The organism is Planktothrix pseudagardhii, from assembly GCF_904830925.1.
Taxonomy (GTDB): Bacteria; Cyanobacteriota; Cyanobacteriia; order Cyanobacteriales; family Microcoleaceae; genus Planktothrix; species Planktothrix tepida.
Window position 1 is genome coordinate 1068660 of the sequence record NZ_LR882967.1, and the last position, 17050, is coordinate 1085709.

The 17050-nt window shown below is 39.2% G+C and carries 20 protein-coding genes; 8 read left to right on the top strand and 12 right to left on the bottom strand.

All coding sequences use genetic code 11. The features are described 5' to 3' along the window. Window positions 1-31 precede the first annotated feature (31 nt). From lipA to NMK36_RS04525, 4 genes are all read left to right on the top strand, one after another. Window positions 32-901, top strand: a complete 870-nt coding sequence (gene lipA / locus NMK36_RS04510; RefSeq protein WP_072720154.1) for a lipoyl synthase — start codon at window positions 32-34, stop codon at window positions 899-901. Between the two features lie 100 nt (window positions 902-1001). Next, window positions 1002-1181: a hypothetical protein gene (locus NMK36_RS04515; protein ID WP_072720153.1), complete on the top strand. Its 180-nt coding sequence runs from the start codon at window positions 1002-1004 to the stop codon at window positions 1179-1181. Continuing rightward, window positions 1174-1647, top strand: coding sequence for a GNAT family N-acetyltransferase (locus tag NMK36_RS04520; protein ID WP_072720152.1), 474 nt, complete (start codon window positions 1174-1176; stop codon window positions 1645-1647). Before NMK36_RS04515 ends, NMK36_RS04520 begins: the two co-directional genes overlap by 8 nt. A 108-nt stretch (window positions 1648-1755) precedes the next feature. Continuing rightward, window positions 1756-2499 carry a HEAT repeat domain-containing protein gene (locus tag NMK36_RS04525; protein ID WP_072720151.1) on the top strand — a complete coding sequence of 248 codons (744 nt, stop codon included), beginning with the start codon at window positions 1756-1758 and terminating at the stop codon, window positions 2497-2499. A 249-nt stretch (window positions 2500-2748) separates the two neighbouring features. On the opposite strand, the gene NMK36_RS04530 is transcribed toward NMK36_RS04525, so the two are convergent. The 3 genes from NMK36_RS04530 to NMK36_RS04540 form a co-directional block, all read right to left on the bottom strand. After that, window positions 2749-4095, bottom strand: a complete 1347-nt coding sequence (locus NMK36_RS04530; protein WP_072720150.1) for a glycosyltransferase family 4 protein — start codon at window positions 4093-4095, stop codon at window positions 2749-2751. Window positions 4096-4245: 150 nt separating this feature from the next. Continuing rightward, the gene (locus NMK36_RS04535) at window positions 4246-5052 is read right to left on the bottom strand and encodes an ABC transporter permease (protein WP_072720149.1); all 807 of its coding nucleotides are present in this window, start codon (window positions 5050-5052) and stop codon (window positions 4246-4248) included. Window positions 5053-5074: 22 nt separating this feature from the next. Further along, window positions 5075-5722, bottom strand: a complete 648-nt coding sequence (locus NMK36_RS04540; protein WP_072720148.1) for an ABC transporter ATP-binding protein — start codon at window positions 5720-5722, stop codon at window positions 5075-5077. Between the two features lie 119 nt (window positions 5723-5841). Between NMK36_RS04540 and NMK36_RS04545 the strand changes: the two genes are divergently transcribed. After that, complete coding sequence (locus NMK36_RS04545) at window positions 5842-6162, top strand: DUF433 domain-containing protein (RefSeq protein WP_072720147.1); 321 nt, start codon at window positions 5842-5844, stop codon at window positions 6160-6162. A gap of 254 nt (window positions 6163-6416) precedes the next feature. On the opposite strand, the gene urtE is transcribed toward NMK36_RS04545, so the two are convergent. The 5 genes from urtE to NMK36_RS04570 form a co-directional block, all read right to left on the bottom strand. Beyond that, on the bottom strand, window positions 6417-7118 hold the full coding sequence (gene urtE / locus NMK36_RS04550) for an urea ABC transporter ATP-binding subunit UrtE (RefSeq protein WP_254175157.1): 702 nt from the start codon (window positions 7116-7118) through the stop codon (window positions 6417-6419). Between the two features lie 156 nt (window positions 7119-7274). Continuing rightward, a complete protein-coding gene (locus NMK36_RS04555; RefSeq protein WP_254173075.1) occupies window positions 7275-7529 on the bottom strand; it encodes a hypothetical protein in 255 nt (84 codons plus the stop codon). Between the two features lie 193 nt (window positions 7530-7722). Continuing rightward, window positions 7723-8202: a hypothetical protein gene (locus NMK36_RS04560; protein ID WP_254173076.1), complete on the bottom strand. Its 480-nt coding sequence runs from the start codon at window positions 8200-8202 to the stop codon at window positions 7723-7725. A 4-nt stretch (window positions 8203-8206) separates the two neighbouring features. Beyond that, a complete protein-coding gene (locus tag NMK36_RS04565) occupies window positions 8207-8545 on the bottom strand; it encodes a hypothetical protein (protein WP_254173077.1) in 339 nt (112 codons plus the stop codon). A 142-nt stretch (window positions 8546-8687) separates the two neighbouring features. Then, the gene (locus tag NMK36_RS04570; RefSeq protein ID WP_254173078.1) at window positions 8688-9041 is read right to left on the bottom strand and encodes a hypothetical protein; all 354 of its coding nucleotides are present in this window, start codon (window positions 9039-9041) and stop codon (window positions 8688-8690) included. 122 nt (window positions 9042-9163) lie between these two features. Here NMK36_RS04570 and NMK36_RS04575 point away from each other — a divergent pair, with 122 nt between their 5' ends. After that, window positions 9164-9646 carry a helix-turn-helix domain-containing protein gene (locus tag NMK36_RS04575; RefSeq protein WP_254173079.1) on the top strand — a complete coding sequence of 161 codons (483 nt, stop codon included), beginning with the start codon at window positions 9164-9166 and terminating at the stop codon, window positions 9644-9646. A 154-nt stretch (window positions 9647-9800) separates the two neighbouring features. On the opposite strand, the gene NMK36_RS04580 is transcribed toward NMK36_RS04575, so the two are convergent. Then, complete coding sequence (locus tag NMK36_RS04580; protein ID WP_072720144.1) at window positions 9801-10286, bottom strand: hypothetical protein; 486 nt, start codon at window positions 10284-10286, stop codon at window positions 9801-9803. A gap of 104 nt (window positions 10287-10390) precedes the next feature. Between NMK36_RS04580 and aroA the strand changes: the two genes are divergently transcribed. Then, window positions 10391-11740 (top strand): 3-phosphoshikimate 1-carboxyvinyltransferase, encoded by a 1350-nt coding sequence (gene aroA / locus NMK36_RS04585; protein WP_072720143.1) that lies wholly within the window; start codon window positions 10391-10393, stop codon window positions 11738-11740. A 116-nt stretch (window positions 11741-11856) separates the two neighbouring features. Continuing rightward, window positions 11857-13176, top strand: coding sequence for a glycosyltransferase (locus NMK36_RS04590; RefSeq protein WP_072720142.1), 1320 nt, complete (start codon window positions 11857-11859; stop codon window positions 13174-13176). 7 nt (window positions 13177-13183) lie between these two features. On the opposite strand, the gene NMK36_RS04595 is transcribed toward NMK36_RS04590, so the two are convergent. From NMK36_RS04595 to NMK36_RS04605, 3 genes are read right to left on the bottom strand one after another with little or no spacing between them, the layout of a single operon-like run. Next, the gene (locus NMK36_RS04595) at window positions 13184-14251 is read right to left on the bottom strand and encodes a hypothetical protein (protein ID WP_254173080.1); all 1068 of its coding nucleotides are present in this window, start codon (window positions 14249-14251) and stop codon (window positions 13184-13186) included. Then, window positions 14248-15834 (bottom strand): hypothetical protein, encoded by a 1587-nt coding sequence (locus NMK36_RS04600; protein ID WP_254173081.1) that lies wholly within the window; start codon window positions 15832-15834, stop codon window positions 14248-14250. The genes NMK36_RS04595 and NMK36_RS04600 overlap by 4 nt, the downstream gene beginning before the upstream one ends. Window positions 15835-15860: 26 nt before the next feature. Beyond that, window positions 15861-16958, bottom strand: a complete 1098-nt coding sequence (locus NMK36_RS04605; RefSeq protein ID WP_254173082.1) for a polyprenyl synthetase family protein — start codon at window positions 16956-16958, stop codon at window positions 15861-15863. Window positions 16959-17050 lie beyond the last annotated feature (92 nt).

Sequence of the window (17050 nt, forward strand, 5' to 3'; positions counted from 1 at the left end):
AAGATGTAAGTTAATTAGGAAAAGGTAGCGCGTGGTTGTCAAGCCAGACTGGTTGCGAGTTAAGGCCCCTCAATGGGAGCGCGTTGGAAACGTTAAAGGAATTTTGCGGGATCTCGGCTTAAACACCGTTTGTGAAGAAGCCTCCTGTCCTAATATTGGAGAATGCTTCAACGCCGGAACTGCCACATTTTTAATTATGGGGCCAGCTTGTACCCGTGCCTGTCCCTACTGTGATATTGATTTTGAGAAAAAACCCCAACCCCTTGACCCGACAGAACCGGAACGATTAGCGGAAGCAGTACGACGCATGAACCTGAATCATGTGGTGATCACGTCTGTTAACCGGGATGACCTAAGCGATGGCGGTGCGTCTCAATTTGTCCGGTGTATTGAAGAAGTGCGTGCTGTATCTCCCCAAACCACCATTGAAGTGTTAATTCCTGATTTGTGTGGCAATTGGGACGCTTTGGAACTGATTTTACAAGCGAAGCCGGAAGTTCTCAACCATAATACCGAAACGATTAAACGGCTGTATCGTCGAGTTCGTCCTCAAGGAGATTATCAACGTAGTTTGGAATTATTAAAGCGATCGCGACAACTCACCCCAGAGGTTTATACCAAATCAGGAATTATGGTGGGACTGGGTGAAACCGATGCAGAGGTTCGAGAAACCATGCAGGACTTACGGACTGTTGATTGTGATATCTTAACCTTGGGTCAATACCTACAACCGAGTCCTAAACATTTGCCCCTAGTGGAGTTTATTCCACCAGAACAATTTAAGGCTTGGCGAGAGTTTGGCGAGTCTATCGGGTTTCTGCAAGTTGTTGCGTCTCCCTTAACTCGGAGTTCCTACCACGCAGAACAAGTTCGAGGGTTAATGGAAAAATATCCGCGTTAGTTTAAGTTTCGATAACACTGGGTAGAGACGAAATATTTTACATCTCTACCTAATAATCTCTTCTATACCGTTTATCCGTTTTCTCAGAGTGATCCTAAATATGGCTTTCTTTCGTCAATATATTGCCCCGTTGATTGTTGTTTTAATATTTCTCTTTGCTCTGTTTGTCGTCAGTGCGAGAATTTTCCTCCCAGAAGATATGATGGCTCCTGCACCCATCAGTACCATTCTAGGTTCTCCGATATTGACTCAATCTTCTGTTAATAATCCCCGTGTCTGAGGTTCTAATTCCCGGTTATAGTCTGCGTCAAGGATCACGGTTGGATCGGGCATTATTGCTGAAGTTTGTCTATCGTACCTATAAGGAACAGTTCCCTAACCAGGATTTAAGTCATCTGACCCAAACCGTTGAGCAGTATTTCTCTCCTCAAGCCCCCTTATGGTGGGTAGAGCAATTACATCCTGATGGTTCAATCTCCGAACCTGTGGGGTGTTTATGGTTAGGGAATGCCATTGATCAAGCAGATGGAGAACGCACAGCCCATATTTTTCTATTGTATGTGGCTCCAGAACACCGCAAACAGGGAATTGGTTCGGCGTTAGTGTTGCGAGGGGAAGAGTGGGCACTGCAACGAGGCGATCGCAAAATTAGCCTGCAAGTGTTTATGAATAACCAACCCGCCCTCAACCTCTATAAAAAACTCGGCTATCAACCTCAATCTTTATTGATGCAGAAGATGCTTTGAAGCCGTATTAAGAGTGAGTGATTGGGTTGTGACCTTCTTTGCGCTCTGGTGATCCCCTCCCTTGCGAGTAATTGCATCAACGATTACAAATTGTTGTAAATTAATGATATGGAGGATGAAGAACTGAGCGTAATCAATACCCAAGACCCGTTAGAGAGTCCTTTGGATCAATTGGATGATGGCGAAGTGGCCAAACCAGATCCAGAGGAAATGTTGCTGTTGTTAAAATCACCGGAATCCCAAGGGCGGATGATCGCAGCACGGGCATTTTGCGAAATTCAGGACGGGCGTGCTATTCCTGATTTGATTAATTTATTACAGGATGCTTGCCCCCTGGTGCGGGTGAGTGTCGCCTATGCTTTAGGGCGCAACTCTAATTCTCAAGCCGTTGAAGCTTTAATTGAACAACTCAACCGCGACTGGAATGGTTATGTCCGTAAAGGAATTGTTTGGGCCTTGGGAACCTGTGGCGATCGCAGAGCCTTAGAACCCTTACTAGATGCCCTAAAAACTGATATTCCGGCGGTACGCTTGTGGGCGGCAAGTTCTCTTGGTCAAATGGCGAAAGTCGGTTATGAGATTGTGATCCGAGCCATTCCCCCCATGATTGAAGCTTTGCGTCAAGACCCCATCGCGGCGGTTAGAAGTAATTGTGCTTGGGCGTTAGGACAATTATGTCGAGAACTGCCTTCCAATGTCGTTTATGCTGTGGCGATTGATGCCTTAATTGAAGCGTTGGAAGAAGATGCAGATATGGGGGTTAAAGATGATGCTAAATCCTCTCTATTAAGAGTCGGTGATCCGCGAGGATTACAAATTATTGAAGACTTAGAAATGGACGGTTTATTATAGTTTCTCTTGGGGATGAAATTGTTTTACTTAAAACGAATAGAAATTTGAGGTGATGCTGATCGCACTGACATCATCTCAAATTCTTAACATTTATCCCCGTTTGCTACACATAATTGCTATGGTGGCTAATAACTTTTTCCTATTCCCTATTTTCTTTTCCCCTCTGTTCCCTCTTCCCTGTTCCCTGTTCCCTGTTCCCTGTTCCCTTTTCTAGCATTAATTTCAGGATTTCATCTCACAAGGGAATGCTTAAGTCGCTGAAGAAATTTTAGGTCTGTATGTAGGTTGTAATGGGGTGATCTGCTCACTGACAGCACCATAATCATGAAGGGTTTCTTGGAATATTTCTAAAATGCGATCGCATTTTGCATCCCAATCAAAATAATGCTGTTTCACCCGTTTTATTCCGGCTTGACCCATTTGAAACCGCAATTCGGGGGAGTTGGCTAACCGCAGCATCCCATCGGCTAACCCTTGAATAAACCCGGCTTTAGAACAGGGGTCTACGAGAATTCCACAACTGGAGTGTACTGTTTTAGCTGGCCCAGCCCAATTGGCAACAATAACAGGTAACGCAGATGCCATCGCTTCTAATACGACATTTCCTCCCGCTTCTCGTACCGCAGGCAATACAAAAATATCACACTCACGGATAAAAGTAGCCATCTGTTCCCGTTTCATCCAACCGTGAAAATGAACCTTATTTTGAAGGTTTAATTGTTCAACTTGGGCTTGTAATTGGGGTCGTAATATTCCATCTCCAACCAATTCTAAAACAGCAGAGGTTTGTTCGGATACAATTTTAAAGGCTTCGAGTAAAAATTCTACTCCTTTCCAATCTACAAATCGTCCCGTATAAATAAAGCGAATCGGTTGATTCGGATCAGGCTGAGTATAGATTTTAGGTTGCCAAATCTCTAAATCCACTCCACATTCAATGACTTCATAAATTTTGCCTTTGCAACCTTTTGGTAAAGCAGCTTTAGTTTGGGAATTGGCTACAATGATAGTATCAGCTTTTAGTTTTCCTGGCAATAATTGATGAATAAACTCAGAATACTCTTTGATAAGCTCAACTGTTGTCCGGGTTTTTGACCCATCCATGTATTGAAAGGCTGGAGGAAAATCTAATCCTCCTGATAAGGGCCCAATCACAACAGGTACACCTAAATCGTAGAGGCAACTAATGCCTTTTGGGGTAATCGGAGAGGGTTCAAATACTAGGTTAATCTTGTGTTCTTGAATGATTTGCTTGGCTAGTTTTCTAGCTCGAAGTTGAGTATTCAGGCGGATCAATTGTTCTATCATTCCCACTTGAATACGAGGAGGTAAGTGTTGAGTTATTTTCCAAAGATTACTTTGCAAAGGACTATCTTCAATAAATCGGATTTTTTTAAACTCTGCTTTTGTCAACTCCTCCTGAAGTTCTTCGCGGACTCGTGCATGACAAATAATATGCACATCAACATTCCGTTCCTGCAAAAGTTGCAAATAATACAGATTTTTTCCGGCTTCACCCCCCATTTTCCGCGATATATTATCTGCGACTATCAACAGGCGTAATTGATTTACATCGCGGGTTTTGAGGGTATTCATAATGATTCCTAAGATAGGGTTGCAAGGTTTTATAAACTGGAAAAACTTTCACTCTATCTAATAATATATAAAGCAATTTTTCCTCTATCATTAGAGATAAATAATGAGGTTTAATTCCCTAAAAAAAACTATCTTAAGGCGTAGATTAAATCAGTAAATGTCTTGTTTGATTAAGCGATCTAAACAAATTTGATGAGAAGAATTTAGCAGAGAAAGCCATGCTAATAACACAACTCCCAAGGTTCCTAATGCTGTTGCTGAGGCGATCGCAAAGATAATAATAATCTGATATCGTACTGCATCTAACGGACTCGCTCCTGCTAAAATTTGCCCCGTCATCATACCCGGTAAACTGACAATTCCCATCACCATCATTGAATTAATCATCGGGATCATTCCGGTTCTAACTGCCGCTTGAACTTCTTCATGGGTTGCTTCCCAACGAGTGGCTCCTAAAGCTAATAAGGTTTCAATTTTTTGACGTTGATTAACTAAAGATTCCATGAATCGATCTAATCCTAAAGAAATTCCTGTCAAGGTATTTCCTAATACCATTCCTAAGAGGGGAATAAAGTATTGCGGATCATACCAAGGTTGAACCTGAATAATACCAAGGGTTGTTAAATTGGTAATCAAAAATGAGGAGATAAAAACCGATAATAAACTCCGCCAATAAATTCCTGCAAATCTGCGAGAGGTGCGATTTACACTGGAAATTCCGGCGATAGTGGTCATCAGCAATGCTAAGGCAATAATCGGGACAGGATGGGATAAGGTAAACAACCAATTTAAGACATATCCAATTAATAATAACTGCACCACCATTCGCAGACTAGCAATTACTAAGGTTCGCGCTAGACCTAATTGGAGTCCTAACGATAGGACAATATTAATCAGAATAAATAAAACTGATAAGGCTAATTGTTCTAAACTAATTGGAATATAAGAACTAGACATTTTAGAAAAAAATGAAATATAATTAATGAACAGAAACTAATTCTTGTTGAACTTGAGTTACTCGATGCAATTGTTTAGAATCATGGCTTGTCCAAATACAAGCGCGTTCAGGGTTTTCAGTTAACCAGCGTTGAATTAAGGACTCGACTTGTTCAGTTGTTCTGGGGTCTAAAGATGCCGTTGGTTCATCTAATAATAACACTAACGGATCAAGTTGTAAGGCGCGAATTAAAGCAACCAGTTGAGTTTCACCCCCCGACAAATTTTGAGCCGATTGTTGGAGAAAATTAGGCGATCGCCCTAGGTCTAAAAACCAGTTTTCTACTCGTTGAGAATTGTAAGATTTTTGACGATGAATTGATAGGTTATAAACGCTTTTTAAGTTGGTTTCGACAGTTCCTTCTAATAGAATAGGACGTTGATGAAGATAAATCACAAAAGAACGATATTGAGGCATATAACATTGGTTTAAAGGGCGATTTCCCAGTTTAATTTCACCCTTATCAATAGGATCTAACCCCGCTAATGTTCTTAATAAGAGTGTTTTTCCGGTTCCTGTCGCCCCCACTAAACCTAAACAAACGCCAGGGGATAAAGCTAAATTTACCCCACGCCAAACCCATCGAGAGTTAATTTTACGACCGAGGTTGATTGCTGATAATTGACTCATGTTCTGTAACTAAAAATTAAACAGATATTTATGGAAAAACCCAGACTAAAACGGGAATTTGGAAAGCTAGATGTTAAACTCTTAACTAGATCCACCCTAATTATAAAGGAGGCAGTAACATGACTCTAAAAGACTTAGAACCTCAACTGCTGGCCTTAAGTCTAGCGGAAAAAGCACAGGCTATTCAATTGCTAGTCCAAAGTTTAAGTAATGTTTGGCAAGGAATTGAAAAAACTCCTGGGGTGTGCGGTGGGGATGCTAGAATTGCTAACACTCGTATCCCTGTTTGGTCATTGATCAATTATCGCCGGAATGGTGCTTCTGATGCTCGAATCTTACAAGATTTTCCTCATTTGAAAGCAGAAAATTTAGTCAATGCTTGGATTTATGCTGATACTCATCCAGAAGAAATTGAGGCAGCTATCCGCAGAAATAATTAACAAGAAAAAACATAATCCCTCTTGTGTAACTTTTGGGAAATTAAACGAATTTTAAGGATTATAGCCAACGAAAAATCAGCGTTAATAACCCCAAAAGCCTTGAAATAAATTTCAGGCTAAAAGCTCAAACCCGTTAAAACGGGTTAATGAAAAATGATCTTAGTCATCTTTAGATGAAGTAGAGACGCGCCATGGCACGTCTCTACAGCCCGAACTTTAGTTCAGGGCATTATGACTATCTATAGAGTCAACATTTACACGGCTAAAAATTGTTGAATCACTTCTTGACTTAAATCTTTTGTAGCACCCGAAGCAACAATTCCCCCTTTTTGCATGGCATAATAACGGTCAGCTTGGCGGACAAAATGTAAATGTTGTTCCACTAATAAAACCGAAATTCCCGTGGTTTCGATAATATGTCGAACTGCGGCTTCAATTTCGAAAATAATCGAGGGTTGAATCCCTTCAGTGGGTTCATCTAAAACCAATAATTGAGGTCTTCCCATTAACGCCCTTGCGATGGCTAACTGTTGTTGTTGTCCGCCGCTTAAATCTCCTCCCATCCGAGATAACATGGTTTTTAAAACGGGAAATAACTCAAAAATTTCTTCAGGTATTTCGGGTTTTCCTTTTCGTCCTTCGGGTAATGCTTCTAACCCTAATAATAGATTTTCTTTCACCGTAACACGGGGAATCACTTCCCGCCCTTGGGGAACATAACCAATGCCTAATCTAGCCCGTTTATCCGTTGAAACTTTATTCAGGGGTTTTCGTTGAAAATAAATCTCCCCGGTTTTAGGTTTGAGTAACCCCATAATACTTTTTAAAAGGGTAGTTTTGCCCACACCATTCCGTCCAATTAAACACACCATTTCTCCAGGCGCAACACTTAAATCCACATCGCGTAAAATATGGCTTTCCCCATAATAAACATTGACTCCCGACACCTGTAACATCAGATTAGGGGGTGCAATAGATTCCATCACCGCCCCTTGTGTTCCTCCGATCATTTTGAAATTCTCCTGATTGATTAAACTTAAAACTTTATCTAACGATGAATTGGATTTTAATACATTTGGATAACAGATTGAGACTGACTATCACTTAATTTCTCACGGTTGCTGATTCACTCTCACCCCCTCACACAAACATCTGTCCTCTTCACTCACACTCGAACTATTCTCCAGATAATCCTTCATCCACTCACAAGCCGATACCATTAATTGATCTAAATCCAAATGCCACAGCTTGATAGTGTTGTCATAACTTCCAGAAGCGATGGTTTGGCTGTCGGGACTCCAACTCACACTGAATAATTCCCTGGCAGAAGTAGATGAAAAAACTTGAAAGTTATTATATCGGATCATCCCCAATACTCAGAAGTTGAGTCCGTTATTTTTCTGGCAAATTAAGCTTTAACTAGAGAATTAATAAGCGGAGAATCTGATCGCTTCATCCGTCTAGCCTACTGAATCAAGCCCTCATTCAACAGCTTAAGAGGGTTGGAAAACCCAACCCCTACAATAAAATATTACAACCTATTGGGAAATGCGATATAGACTAAGAAACCTCTAGTATTAACATTTTTTTGTTATACCAACTCTCTAATATAGCTAAATCTTTAAAATAAGCATCATAGACTTCACGAAGTTGATTCCTACTATCATCTTTGGGAGATTTAGATTTTTTGCTTTTTGAATTAGCAGGGTTCTTTAACTCATCCAACTTTTTTCCTGACTCTTCAATAATAATATCTTTAATGGCTTCCCATAGTTTTTTATCAACTAAGTAATATCCCAAATCTTTATGTAACTGAATTTGAGAATCTGTACTCAAAAAATTCTCTATTTTGGGGTAATACGCAGAGATGGGCGGAAATTTTGTATCAATCTTTTCAACACAAATTAAATCTTCAATTTCCAGTATGCCTTTATTTTCAAAACACACTTTGAGCATTTTCGGAATATCATTGAAGTCAAGAGATTGGGTGAACTTTTCACTAAAACACTGAATTGTGAAAAAATGAAGATTTTGAGCCATTTTTTTATTTCCTTGCTTGGTTGATATATTCAACTAACCCAGATAAGCTTTTGACTTTTTCCAAAGCTTTAATTAGATTATCTACCGAATCACAGTCATAGTATTGTATATCAACATGACTACAATCTTTTTTTAGTTTTTCTAAAATGATTCTATTACTACTATCAACACGATTCACTGGAAAGATGTAACGAAACGCTGTAGGTTGCTGCTCTTCCAATAACTTTTTAACATCTTCTGTCCATATTCTCAGGCTTTTATTATTAAGAGCGCCTCCTTGTTGTTCAGGAGAAGATTTGCACTCATAAATATAGTTTCCATCTTTAAAATATACAGGTTTCATTGGCTTTACCTCAAGTAAATATGATCAGATTTAAGGTTCAAAGGGAAATAATGTTATAGTGGCTTCAAATTTTATGAGGTACAAATAATGATATAAATATAACCATCAATACCTAATATAATTCTACACCACTAGAAAAATTTTAGGCTGCCTTTTTGCGAAAATGAGCTTTAACTTCAAACTCATTACCTAATTTACTAATTCTACTATGTCCAGAAATTGCAATGATTTTACCGTTAAGTAATCCTCTAATTAATTCATCAGCTTGTTGAGATAAAGCTACAAAATCTGCACTTCTTGCATTATCATCTAAATTATCAACATAGTCTATACCAGGTTTCATTCCAAACTGTTCCATTAAATCTTTCATCAGAGATTTAAAAGTTTTATCAATAACTTTTCCTTTAGTAAAGCGGTTTAATTGATTCCAATCGGACAACCCTTCCAGTGCTTGACTTAAAGCGGTTTTGATTCGATCAAATCCAAATGTTGACATAGAAAAATAGTGATTTGAATGTACTGTATATTTTGTAGAATAATACTCTTTTAGCTAATAATCTACTGACAAATGTTAGAAGTAATGTTAGGATTCTGTTAGGGTTCTTTATAAAACGTGCTATGGAAAATCAAAATGAACTGTTTAGCCAAGCTGTAAAATATTGGGACTTGGAAACCTTGTATAATGATTTAGCCTCAGCTAAGGGAAAACACTTAACTCCTGTTGAAAAATTACACTTAAGGGGATTACTATGTGGCTATAGCCCCTCAGAGATTGCAGAACAACTTAGCAAAAATTCAAGGGGTGTAGAAACTGATCTCTGTGCGACTATTTATAAATATGTGAAGTTTCTTTTAGATAAAACTGATGAAAAAATAGAAAATTGGCGAAATATTTCTGAATGGTTGGAACAATCTGGTTATAAATGTCTATCTCCTCAAATTCCAATTAATAGTGTATTTCCCGAAAAAAGTATTGTAAATATTGCGACTGTTAATGTTGAACGAGATCAAATTGTATTCCAAATTAATCTGCGGGTTCCTACATCAGAATTGACAGAATTATCCAATAATTTAGAAAATGAGGAAAAAGAAAATAATTAATATTTTAAAATTTGATCAGCTTTAGCCTAGGAAAAACCAAGGTCATTCCTATCAAAAAAACTTAATAAATTGAGCAAAAACCGGGGAGAAAGTAGGAAATGATTCACATTCCGCACTATTCTCCCAGCACCCGAAACCTGACACCCGAAACCCGTTAATGATGAATTTCTAAACTTAAAACATAACGACCCATTTGAACATTTTCTGACCAAAGTTCGTATTCTAAACGCATATATTCAGGTAGAGGATGTCCGACTAATTCTAATTGACGGGTAAAATTCCGCAGACGGAGTTGACTTGCCATTGCTTGTAAATCCGTTTGCAGATAATATCGACTTAAGCCATACATCCCCTGTTGCCAGAGGTGACGATAACTGTATTTTCCCTGACCCTGCATGGTCATCACCGCCCGATAGGGAGAAACCTCTAACCATAATAGACGGGGTTTCTGGGCAGGAATAATCCTCTCTGGGGGAAAAGAATCAGACTCCCATTCCACTAATGCAGGTTCATGTAACAATAAATGGAACTGATCTCGATCCTTTTGATACAGGGTTGCCGATCCTTCCACTAAAGAACGAATAGGCAAGTCTATCGATACTAACGACAGACTCACGGGCACACGATAGTGTGTTAACATAAGTCATCTCATATAGGATAAAATTCTCGATGTTTCTAATTGGGTTAGAGTCGAGAAAGCGGTAGGATAACTAAGGCAATCCTTACCTTATCTCAAATCATAAAATGCAAGGGACTATCGTAACAACTGAAAATACAGAAACTGAGCAAATATTAACAATACAACCCCCAAAATCGGGCTTATCGTTACAAGGACGAATTCGCATTCCTGGGGATAAGTCCATCTCCCATCGAGCCTTAATGTTAGGAGCGTTAGCAAAAGGTGTCACCACCATTGAAGGCTTATTGTTAGGGGCAGACCCCCGTAGTACCGCCCAATGTTTTACTTGTTTAGGGGCGGAAATTTCGGAGTTAAATTCAGAACGGGTAGAAGTCAAAGGCATTGGACTGGGTAATCTTCAAGAACCCACTGAAGTTTTAGATGCCGGAAATTCCGGTACAACGCTACGGTTAATGTTAGGAATTCTCGCTTCCCACCCTGGGAAATTTTTTACTGTTACCGGGGATAGTTCCTTAGTCCGTCGTCCCATGTCCCGTGTCACGAAACCCTTACAACAGATGGGAGCTAATATTTGGGGTCGTCAAGGGGGGTCTTATGCGCCTTTAGCGGTTCAAGGTCAAGCTTTACGTCCCATTCATTATTTTTCCCCCATTGCTTCGGCGCAGGTAAAATCCTGTATTCTATTAGCTGCGTTAATGACCGAAGGAGAAACGACGGTAACAGAACCCGCTCTTTCACGGGATCATAGTGAACGAATGTTAAAGGCTTTTGGGGCTAATTTAACCGTTGAACCGGATACTTTTAGTGTAATTGTTAATGGGCCAGCAGAACTGCACGGTCAGCACGTTGTCGTTCCGGGGGATATTAGTTCCGCGGCGTTTTGGTTAGTGGCGGCGGCAATTGTTCCAGGGTCAGAATTAGTGGTAGAAAATGTCGGAGTCAACCCCACTCGCACAGGAATATTAGAAGCTTTAGAAAAAATGGGGGCGAATTTACAATTAGAAAATCAACGGGTTGTGGCGGGGGAACCTGTGGCGGATATTCGAGTTAAATATAGTACGTTAAAAGCTTGTGAAATTGGCGGGGATATTATTCCTAGATTAATTGATGAAATCCCGATTTTAGCGGTGGCTGCGGCGTTTGCAGAAGGGAAAACGATTATTAAAGATGCGGAAGAATTACGGGTAAAAGAAAGCGATCGCATTACCGTGATGGCAACTCAAATGAGTCAACTGGGGGCGAATATTACTGAACGTTCCGACGGCTTAGAAATTACCGGAGGTTTCCCTTTAACGGGAACAGAAGTTGATAGCGATACGGATCATCGAATTGCTATGAGTTTAGCAATTGCTGGTTTAACGGCTCAAGGAAAAACCACCATTCACCGAGCGGAAGCCGCAGGAATTTCCTATCCGAATTTTGTGGCAACGTTAAGCCAAATTTGTACCGTTTAAAATCAAGAGTTTCAAAACTTGAGAAACCGGGTTTCTAGTTGTTATCTAAGAGATTATGATTCAGAAACTCGGCTTCTGAGTGCGATTAAAAATCTGATATTTATAACTGTAATCTAATGGACAGACGATTAAAACATCAAACTTCCAACGGTTCAGGAAAAACAATTGTTTTAGCAACCTTTGGGTCTTTAGGAGATTTATATCCCTATATGGCACTGGCTCAAGAATTGCAAAATCGAGGGTATTCCGCCCGCATTGCTACCTGTGAACAATATCAAAAAACCATTGAAACAGCCGGAATAGAGTTTTGTCTCCTCAGACCCAATGGTTTGCCCCAAGAACCCGGAGAGATAGAATTTTTATCGATGATGATGGACTCCCAACGGGGGATGGAATACATTATCAATTATTTATTAATGCCCTATTTACGCACCAGTTATTCTGACTTAATTAATGCAGTACAAGGAGCAGATTTACTCTTAACCCATCCCTTAACATTAGTCGCCTCTTTAGTTGCTGAAAAAACAGGAATTCCCTGGGTTTCTACAATTTTATCTCCCAGTGTTTTGATGTCTGCCTATGATGTCCCCCCGGAAAAAAGCACTCAATCTCGCTATGAAAAAGCAATGGCGGTAGTGGCTAGGGATTCTTTGCTGCGTCTGTTTCGCTGCAATATGCAACTTTGGAGTGCGCCTTTGGAACAATTACAAGAAGAATTAGGGTTAGAAGCCAGATTTGATCCTTTGTTCGAAGGACAATTTGCACCTCTGGTGTTGGGTTTATTTTCCCAAACCTTTGCCAGTGTCCAACCTGATTGGCCCCCACAAACCCAGATTACGGGTTTTCCCTTTTACCGTCAAAATTCTGAGTCGGGGTTATCCCCAGAACTCCAACAGTTTTTGCACGCTGGGCCACCTCCGATTGTATTTACCTTGGGGTCAACGGCTGTTTTAACTCCAGGGAATTTTTATGAACAGGGGATGATAGCAGCCCAAAAGTTAGGATATCGGGCTGTTTTGATGATGGGAAAAGCGGCACACCAATTGAACGCCTTGGGTTTACCCCCAGGAGTCATCGCCATTGACTACTCACCCCATGCCGATATTTTTCCATTCGCCGCGGCTATTGTCCATCATGGGGGTATGGGAACAACGGCGGAAGCCTTACGAGCCGGGCATCCGATGTTAGTCATTCCTTATCATTATGATCAACCCGACAATGCAACACGAGTTGTACAAATGGGGGTTGGGCGAACATTAGACCGCCATCTTTATCAAGCGTCTACGGTTTTAGCAGAACTGAAAGTGTTATTAGGTGATCCAAGTTATGCTACCCGTGTGGCTGAAGTCAGCAGCTATATCCAAACTGAACAGGGAAACTGCAAAGCCGTTGATGTCCTGGAAACTTATCTGATGACCAGAAAACCTGAAACCTGAAACCTGTTTACTGCACATATTCAGCATAAACAAATCCTTGAGCTATTAATTGGGTTTCGTTAATTTTTAGGTGGGTTTCAACGGTTCCTGAGAGTTCTTCAATAAAAGTATATTGACGGGATTGATTATCAGGAACAATCAGTTCTAGGGTAGCATCAAAGTTAAGATTTAACAACAAATGATCCTGTTCATCTTCAGCTTCAATTTGTAAACTTTGCGGCATTTTTAAGACGCGATCGCTAAATAAAGATGCCATAACTCCGGGTAAACGTAAAGGTTGATAGGGAACGGTTGACCACTGCCAATTTAGGCGTAATGTTTCCCCTAAAAAGATTTTACTTAACTGATGATTTTGATAAATAAAAATATAGGGTAAACCGCCTTGAGTATGGGTTTTATTTGTTCTCCAGTCTAAGATTAGGGTCAGGGGAATTTTAGTTTCAGTTTGGGCAAAAATTACAAACCATTCCCAACCGATATCTTCTCCCCAACGAAAACGCCCAAAATTGCGATCATGATAACATAACCAATCAGAATTTAAGTTAAATTGAGTTTCACCCAGGTCTAATTGGCCTAAAACTTCTAACCCAGGAATTAACCCCCAGCCGATAAAACCACTGCCAAATTTAGCATCTTCAGTCACTAATAAAGGAGTGGCTTTAACTTGAGTTTTAAACTCAATATAAAGTTGCGATCGCTTGTCCTGAACTTGAATTTTTGATTGTTCTCCCTGAATTTGTAAATGAACTCCTTTTGCTTGAATTTCTAAGGGTTGAGAACCAACATCATTAGCTTTCCAAGGAATCGCAACAGTCGTAGCAAAGGTCGCTATTAAATCCTTTGTTTGTAAGGAAGGGGGTAATAAAGCATTGGGACTATTAATAATCAAACTGACTTGAATTTCTCCCCGTTGGGGTCTACCCATAAGGGTAATATTCACTAGAATTCGCATCCCGGTTTCAGGATGAATCAGAATATAATGATACCAATCTTTCCAATCTAAAGAAGATTCTGGATTATCTAAAGGAATTCGTAAAGATTCAATCTGGTTAATCAGTGAAGGATCTAAAGTCATCGTTGTAAAGATAGATTAGAATTAACAATATCTTCTGAGGGAGTTTTAACAATTTTTGGTTGTGGGGAAATAATAGGCGATATCTCGGCTAAAGTCTGAATAAATGCTGAAATTCTAGGTGAGATTAAAGCCAGTCCTAGAATCAGATCAAGGAACCATTTTTCAACATCCATTCCATTGTTTTGAATTAAGGTTTCTGTTAAGGTATGATAATTCACAAGATTAGGCAATGGCTGAGAATTTAAACTCCATAACCATTTTTCCCAAAAATAAAGTAATCCTTGGGTTTCTAAGGTTCCTCCGGTATCAGTATGAAAGGCTGATGTGGCTTGATGGGTGACGATTAACCACCGGGGAAATTGTGCAGAAGCTAAAGCCAGAATCCCATTTTTGAAAAATCGGGTACGTTGCAATTTAGAACTCAATTCTATCCCCAGTTTTTCCGTTGAATACTGATTTCCTTGAGCAGCGATTATCAAAAGCAATTCTACAACCAGCCAACGAGCAGGTAAGGTATCAAAACTTGATAATCCTGTGATTAAAGTGATATTTTTTTCCGGTGTAATCGTGGGGGTTTCCTGATTATTTTTCGGGTTAATAAACGGCAATAAACCCAGCCCAAACGCAGGTTTTTTTGGCGATTTTGAGGTTTGAGAAATCAAGGTTTCTAATTGATCAGAAAAAGACGGATTAATTTGTTTTAAGCCTAAAATAATATTAGAAAACCAGCGTTCTGTTTGGTTATTTTGTTGAGAAATCCAGTGGGAAGGGAACAGGGGAGACATTAAAATAGTTTCTGGATTTTTTTCATGTTCTAAATCGGTTGCTCCTAAACTGTATAACCACTGTTCCCAAAGTTCTAATACCAATTTTTGACCTAAATAGGTTTTAATTGTAGATAAAGTGATGAGTATCCATTGAGGAATACCTCCCGAATTAAATGCTGTTGCACCTTGTTGAAAAAAGACTGTTTTTTCAAGGTCTTGAAGGGTTTTATTTCCTTGTTTTGTTTGAGAATAATCATCTCCAATGATTGCTAAAAGAGTTAAGATTTCAACGATTAACCAACGAGAAGGGATTGTATCTAAATCCATTAATCTTGATGTAAATTTCCCCATTATACTTGTTTTTTGAGGGGAAAGATGAGTTGAGGGTAGAAGATTTTGATCAGAAAAAGGAAAGGTCACTTTGAGAGACTTTTCAATTGAGTTAGCTGGCGATAGGGTTTCAGAACTAGGTTGAGGGGATACCAAAGTGATTAGAATTGGAATCGCTTCTGCTTCTATCCCTGGAAATCTTAACCCGATTTTCACCGAATTTTGATCAGAAATAGTTTTAGGAATTTGGAAGGTTAAAATTAGATTTTCCGCTTTTTTTGGCAATAAGTAAAGATAGGCTGGATTGACTTGATAATGACAGGATACAACTTGTTGGCTATCGGTGAATCCATCTTCTAAAATTGGACGAATTAATAAATTTTCTGAGCGCTCATTACAACAGGATAACTTCAGAATTACGGTTAATCCAGGTTGACCTTCAATTAAAATCGGGAAATCGGAAGTGGGTTTTAAATCTAAATTCATTATGATAATATCCTATTTTTAGGGAATTATAAATTGCGATAAATTACATAATTAATCAATTCTTTTAAAAATCGTCGGTCATGATATTCGGAAATAAATTTTTCCTCTGAACGTAAGGGGGTTTCAGCCTCAAGAAAATCCAAGGTTTCAAATAGTTCTGCGGATTGTTTTGCATAAGAACGAGCTAAACACCAACCATGATCTATACTGCCATACTTTTGCATTAATTTCAAAATAAATTCAATTTGATCGGAAGTTTTATCTTCTCTGGGAGTTGCTAATATTTTAAGAATTTCTTGTGATTCTCCGGGATTACTATGACTAATAACATGATTTAACATCACTGTTCGTTTTCCCTCATAAATATCTCCCCCAATTTCTTTTCCATAAGCTTCCATTTCTCCAATTAAATTTAACAGATCATCTTGAATTTGAAAAGCAATTCCTAGTAGCATTCCAAATCGAGTTAAATCGGCTAAAGGTTTGACTAATGCACTGGCGTTAGCATTAGGATTTCCGACAATAAACCCAATCCGGCAAGGGGTCATGAAGGAATACCAACAGGTTTTTTTAACGCACATGGTAAAATAATCTTGATCTGTTAGATTGGAAGTATTATCAGCTACCCAATCTAACTCCATTGCCTGTCCTTCAACGGATTGTTGTGCCATCACTTCAATTTCATGGAGAATATTTAAGGTTTTTGTAACTCCCAAAGATGATAAATTTTCTAATAATAAACCCACCGCTAAAACATTAGTCGCATCTCCAACATTAATCGCACGAGGAATTCCAATTCGAGAATGTAAGGTTTCTTTTCCTCGTCGAGATTCTGAGCCATCTTCAATATCATCATGAATCAAAAAAGCATTATGATAAAGTTCTAAGGCGGCAGCAGTTGCTAAGGCAGATTGTCCTATTCCTCCAACGGCACGAGCGACACTAATACAAATTGTGGGCCTGAGCATTTTTCCCACTCGAAAGGGATAGTCGGTTAATAAATCATATAAAGGCTCATAAGCACCTGTACCTTGACGTTTGCTATTGACAAACTCTTGAATTTTACTGACAATAGCAGAACGGGAATTTTGTAAGGCTTCATTAATAATTGTTTTATCAAACATTGGTTCTTACTCAGTCGTTGCTATTTGAATAGCTAATAGGGATTACTGGGGTTTAACTGGATTAATTTTTATGCTATGTTGGTTTTAGATTT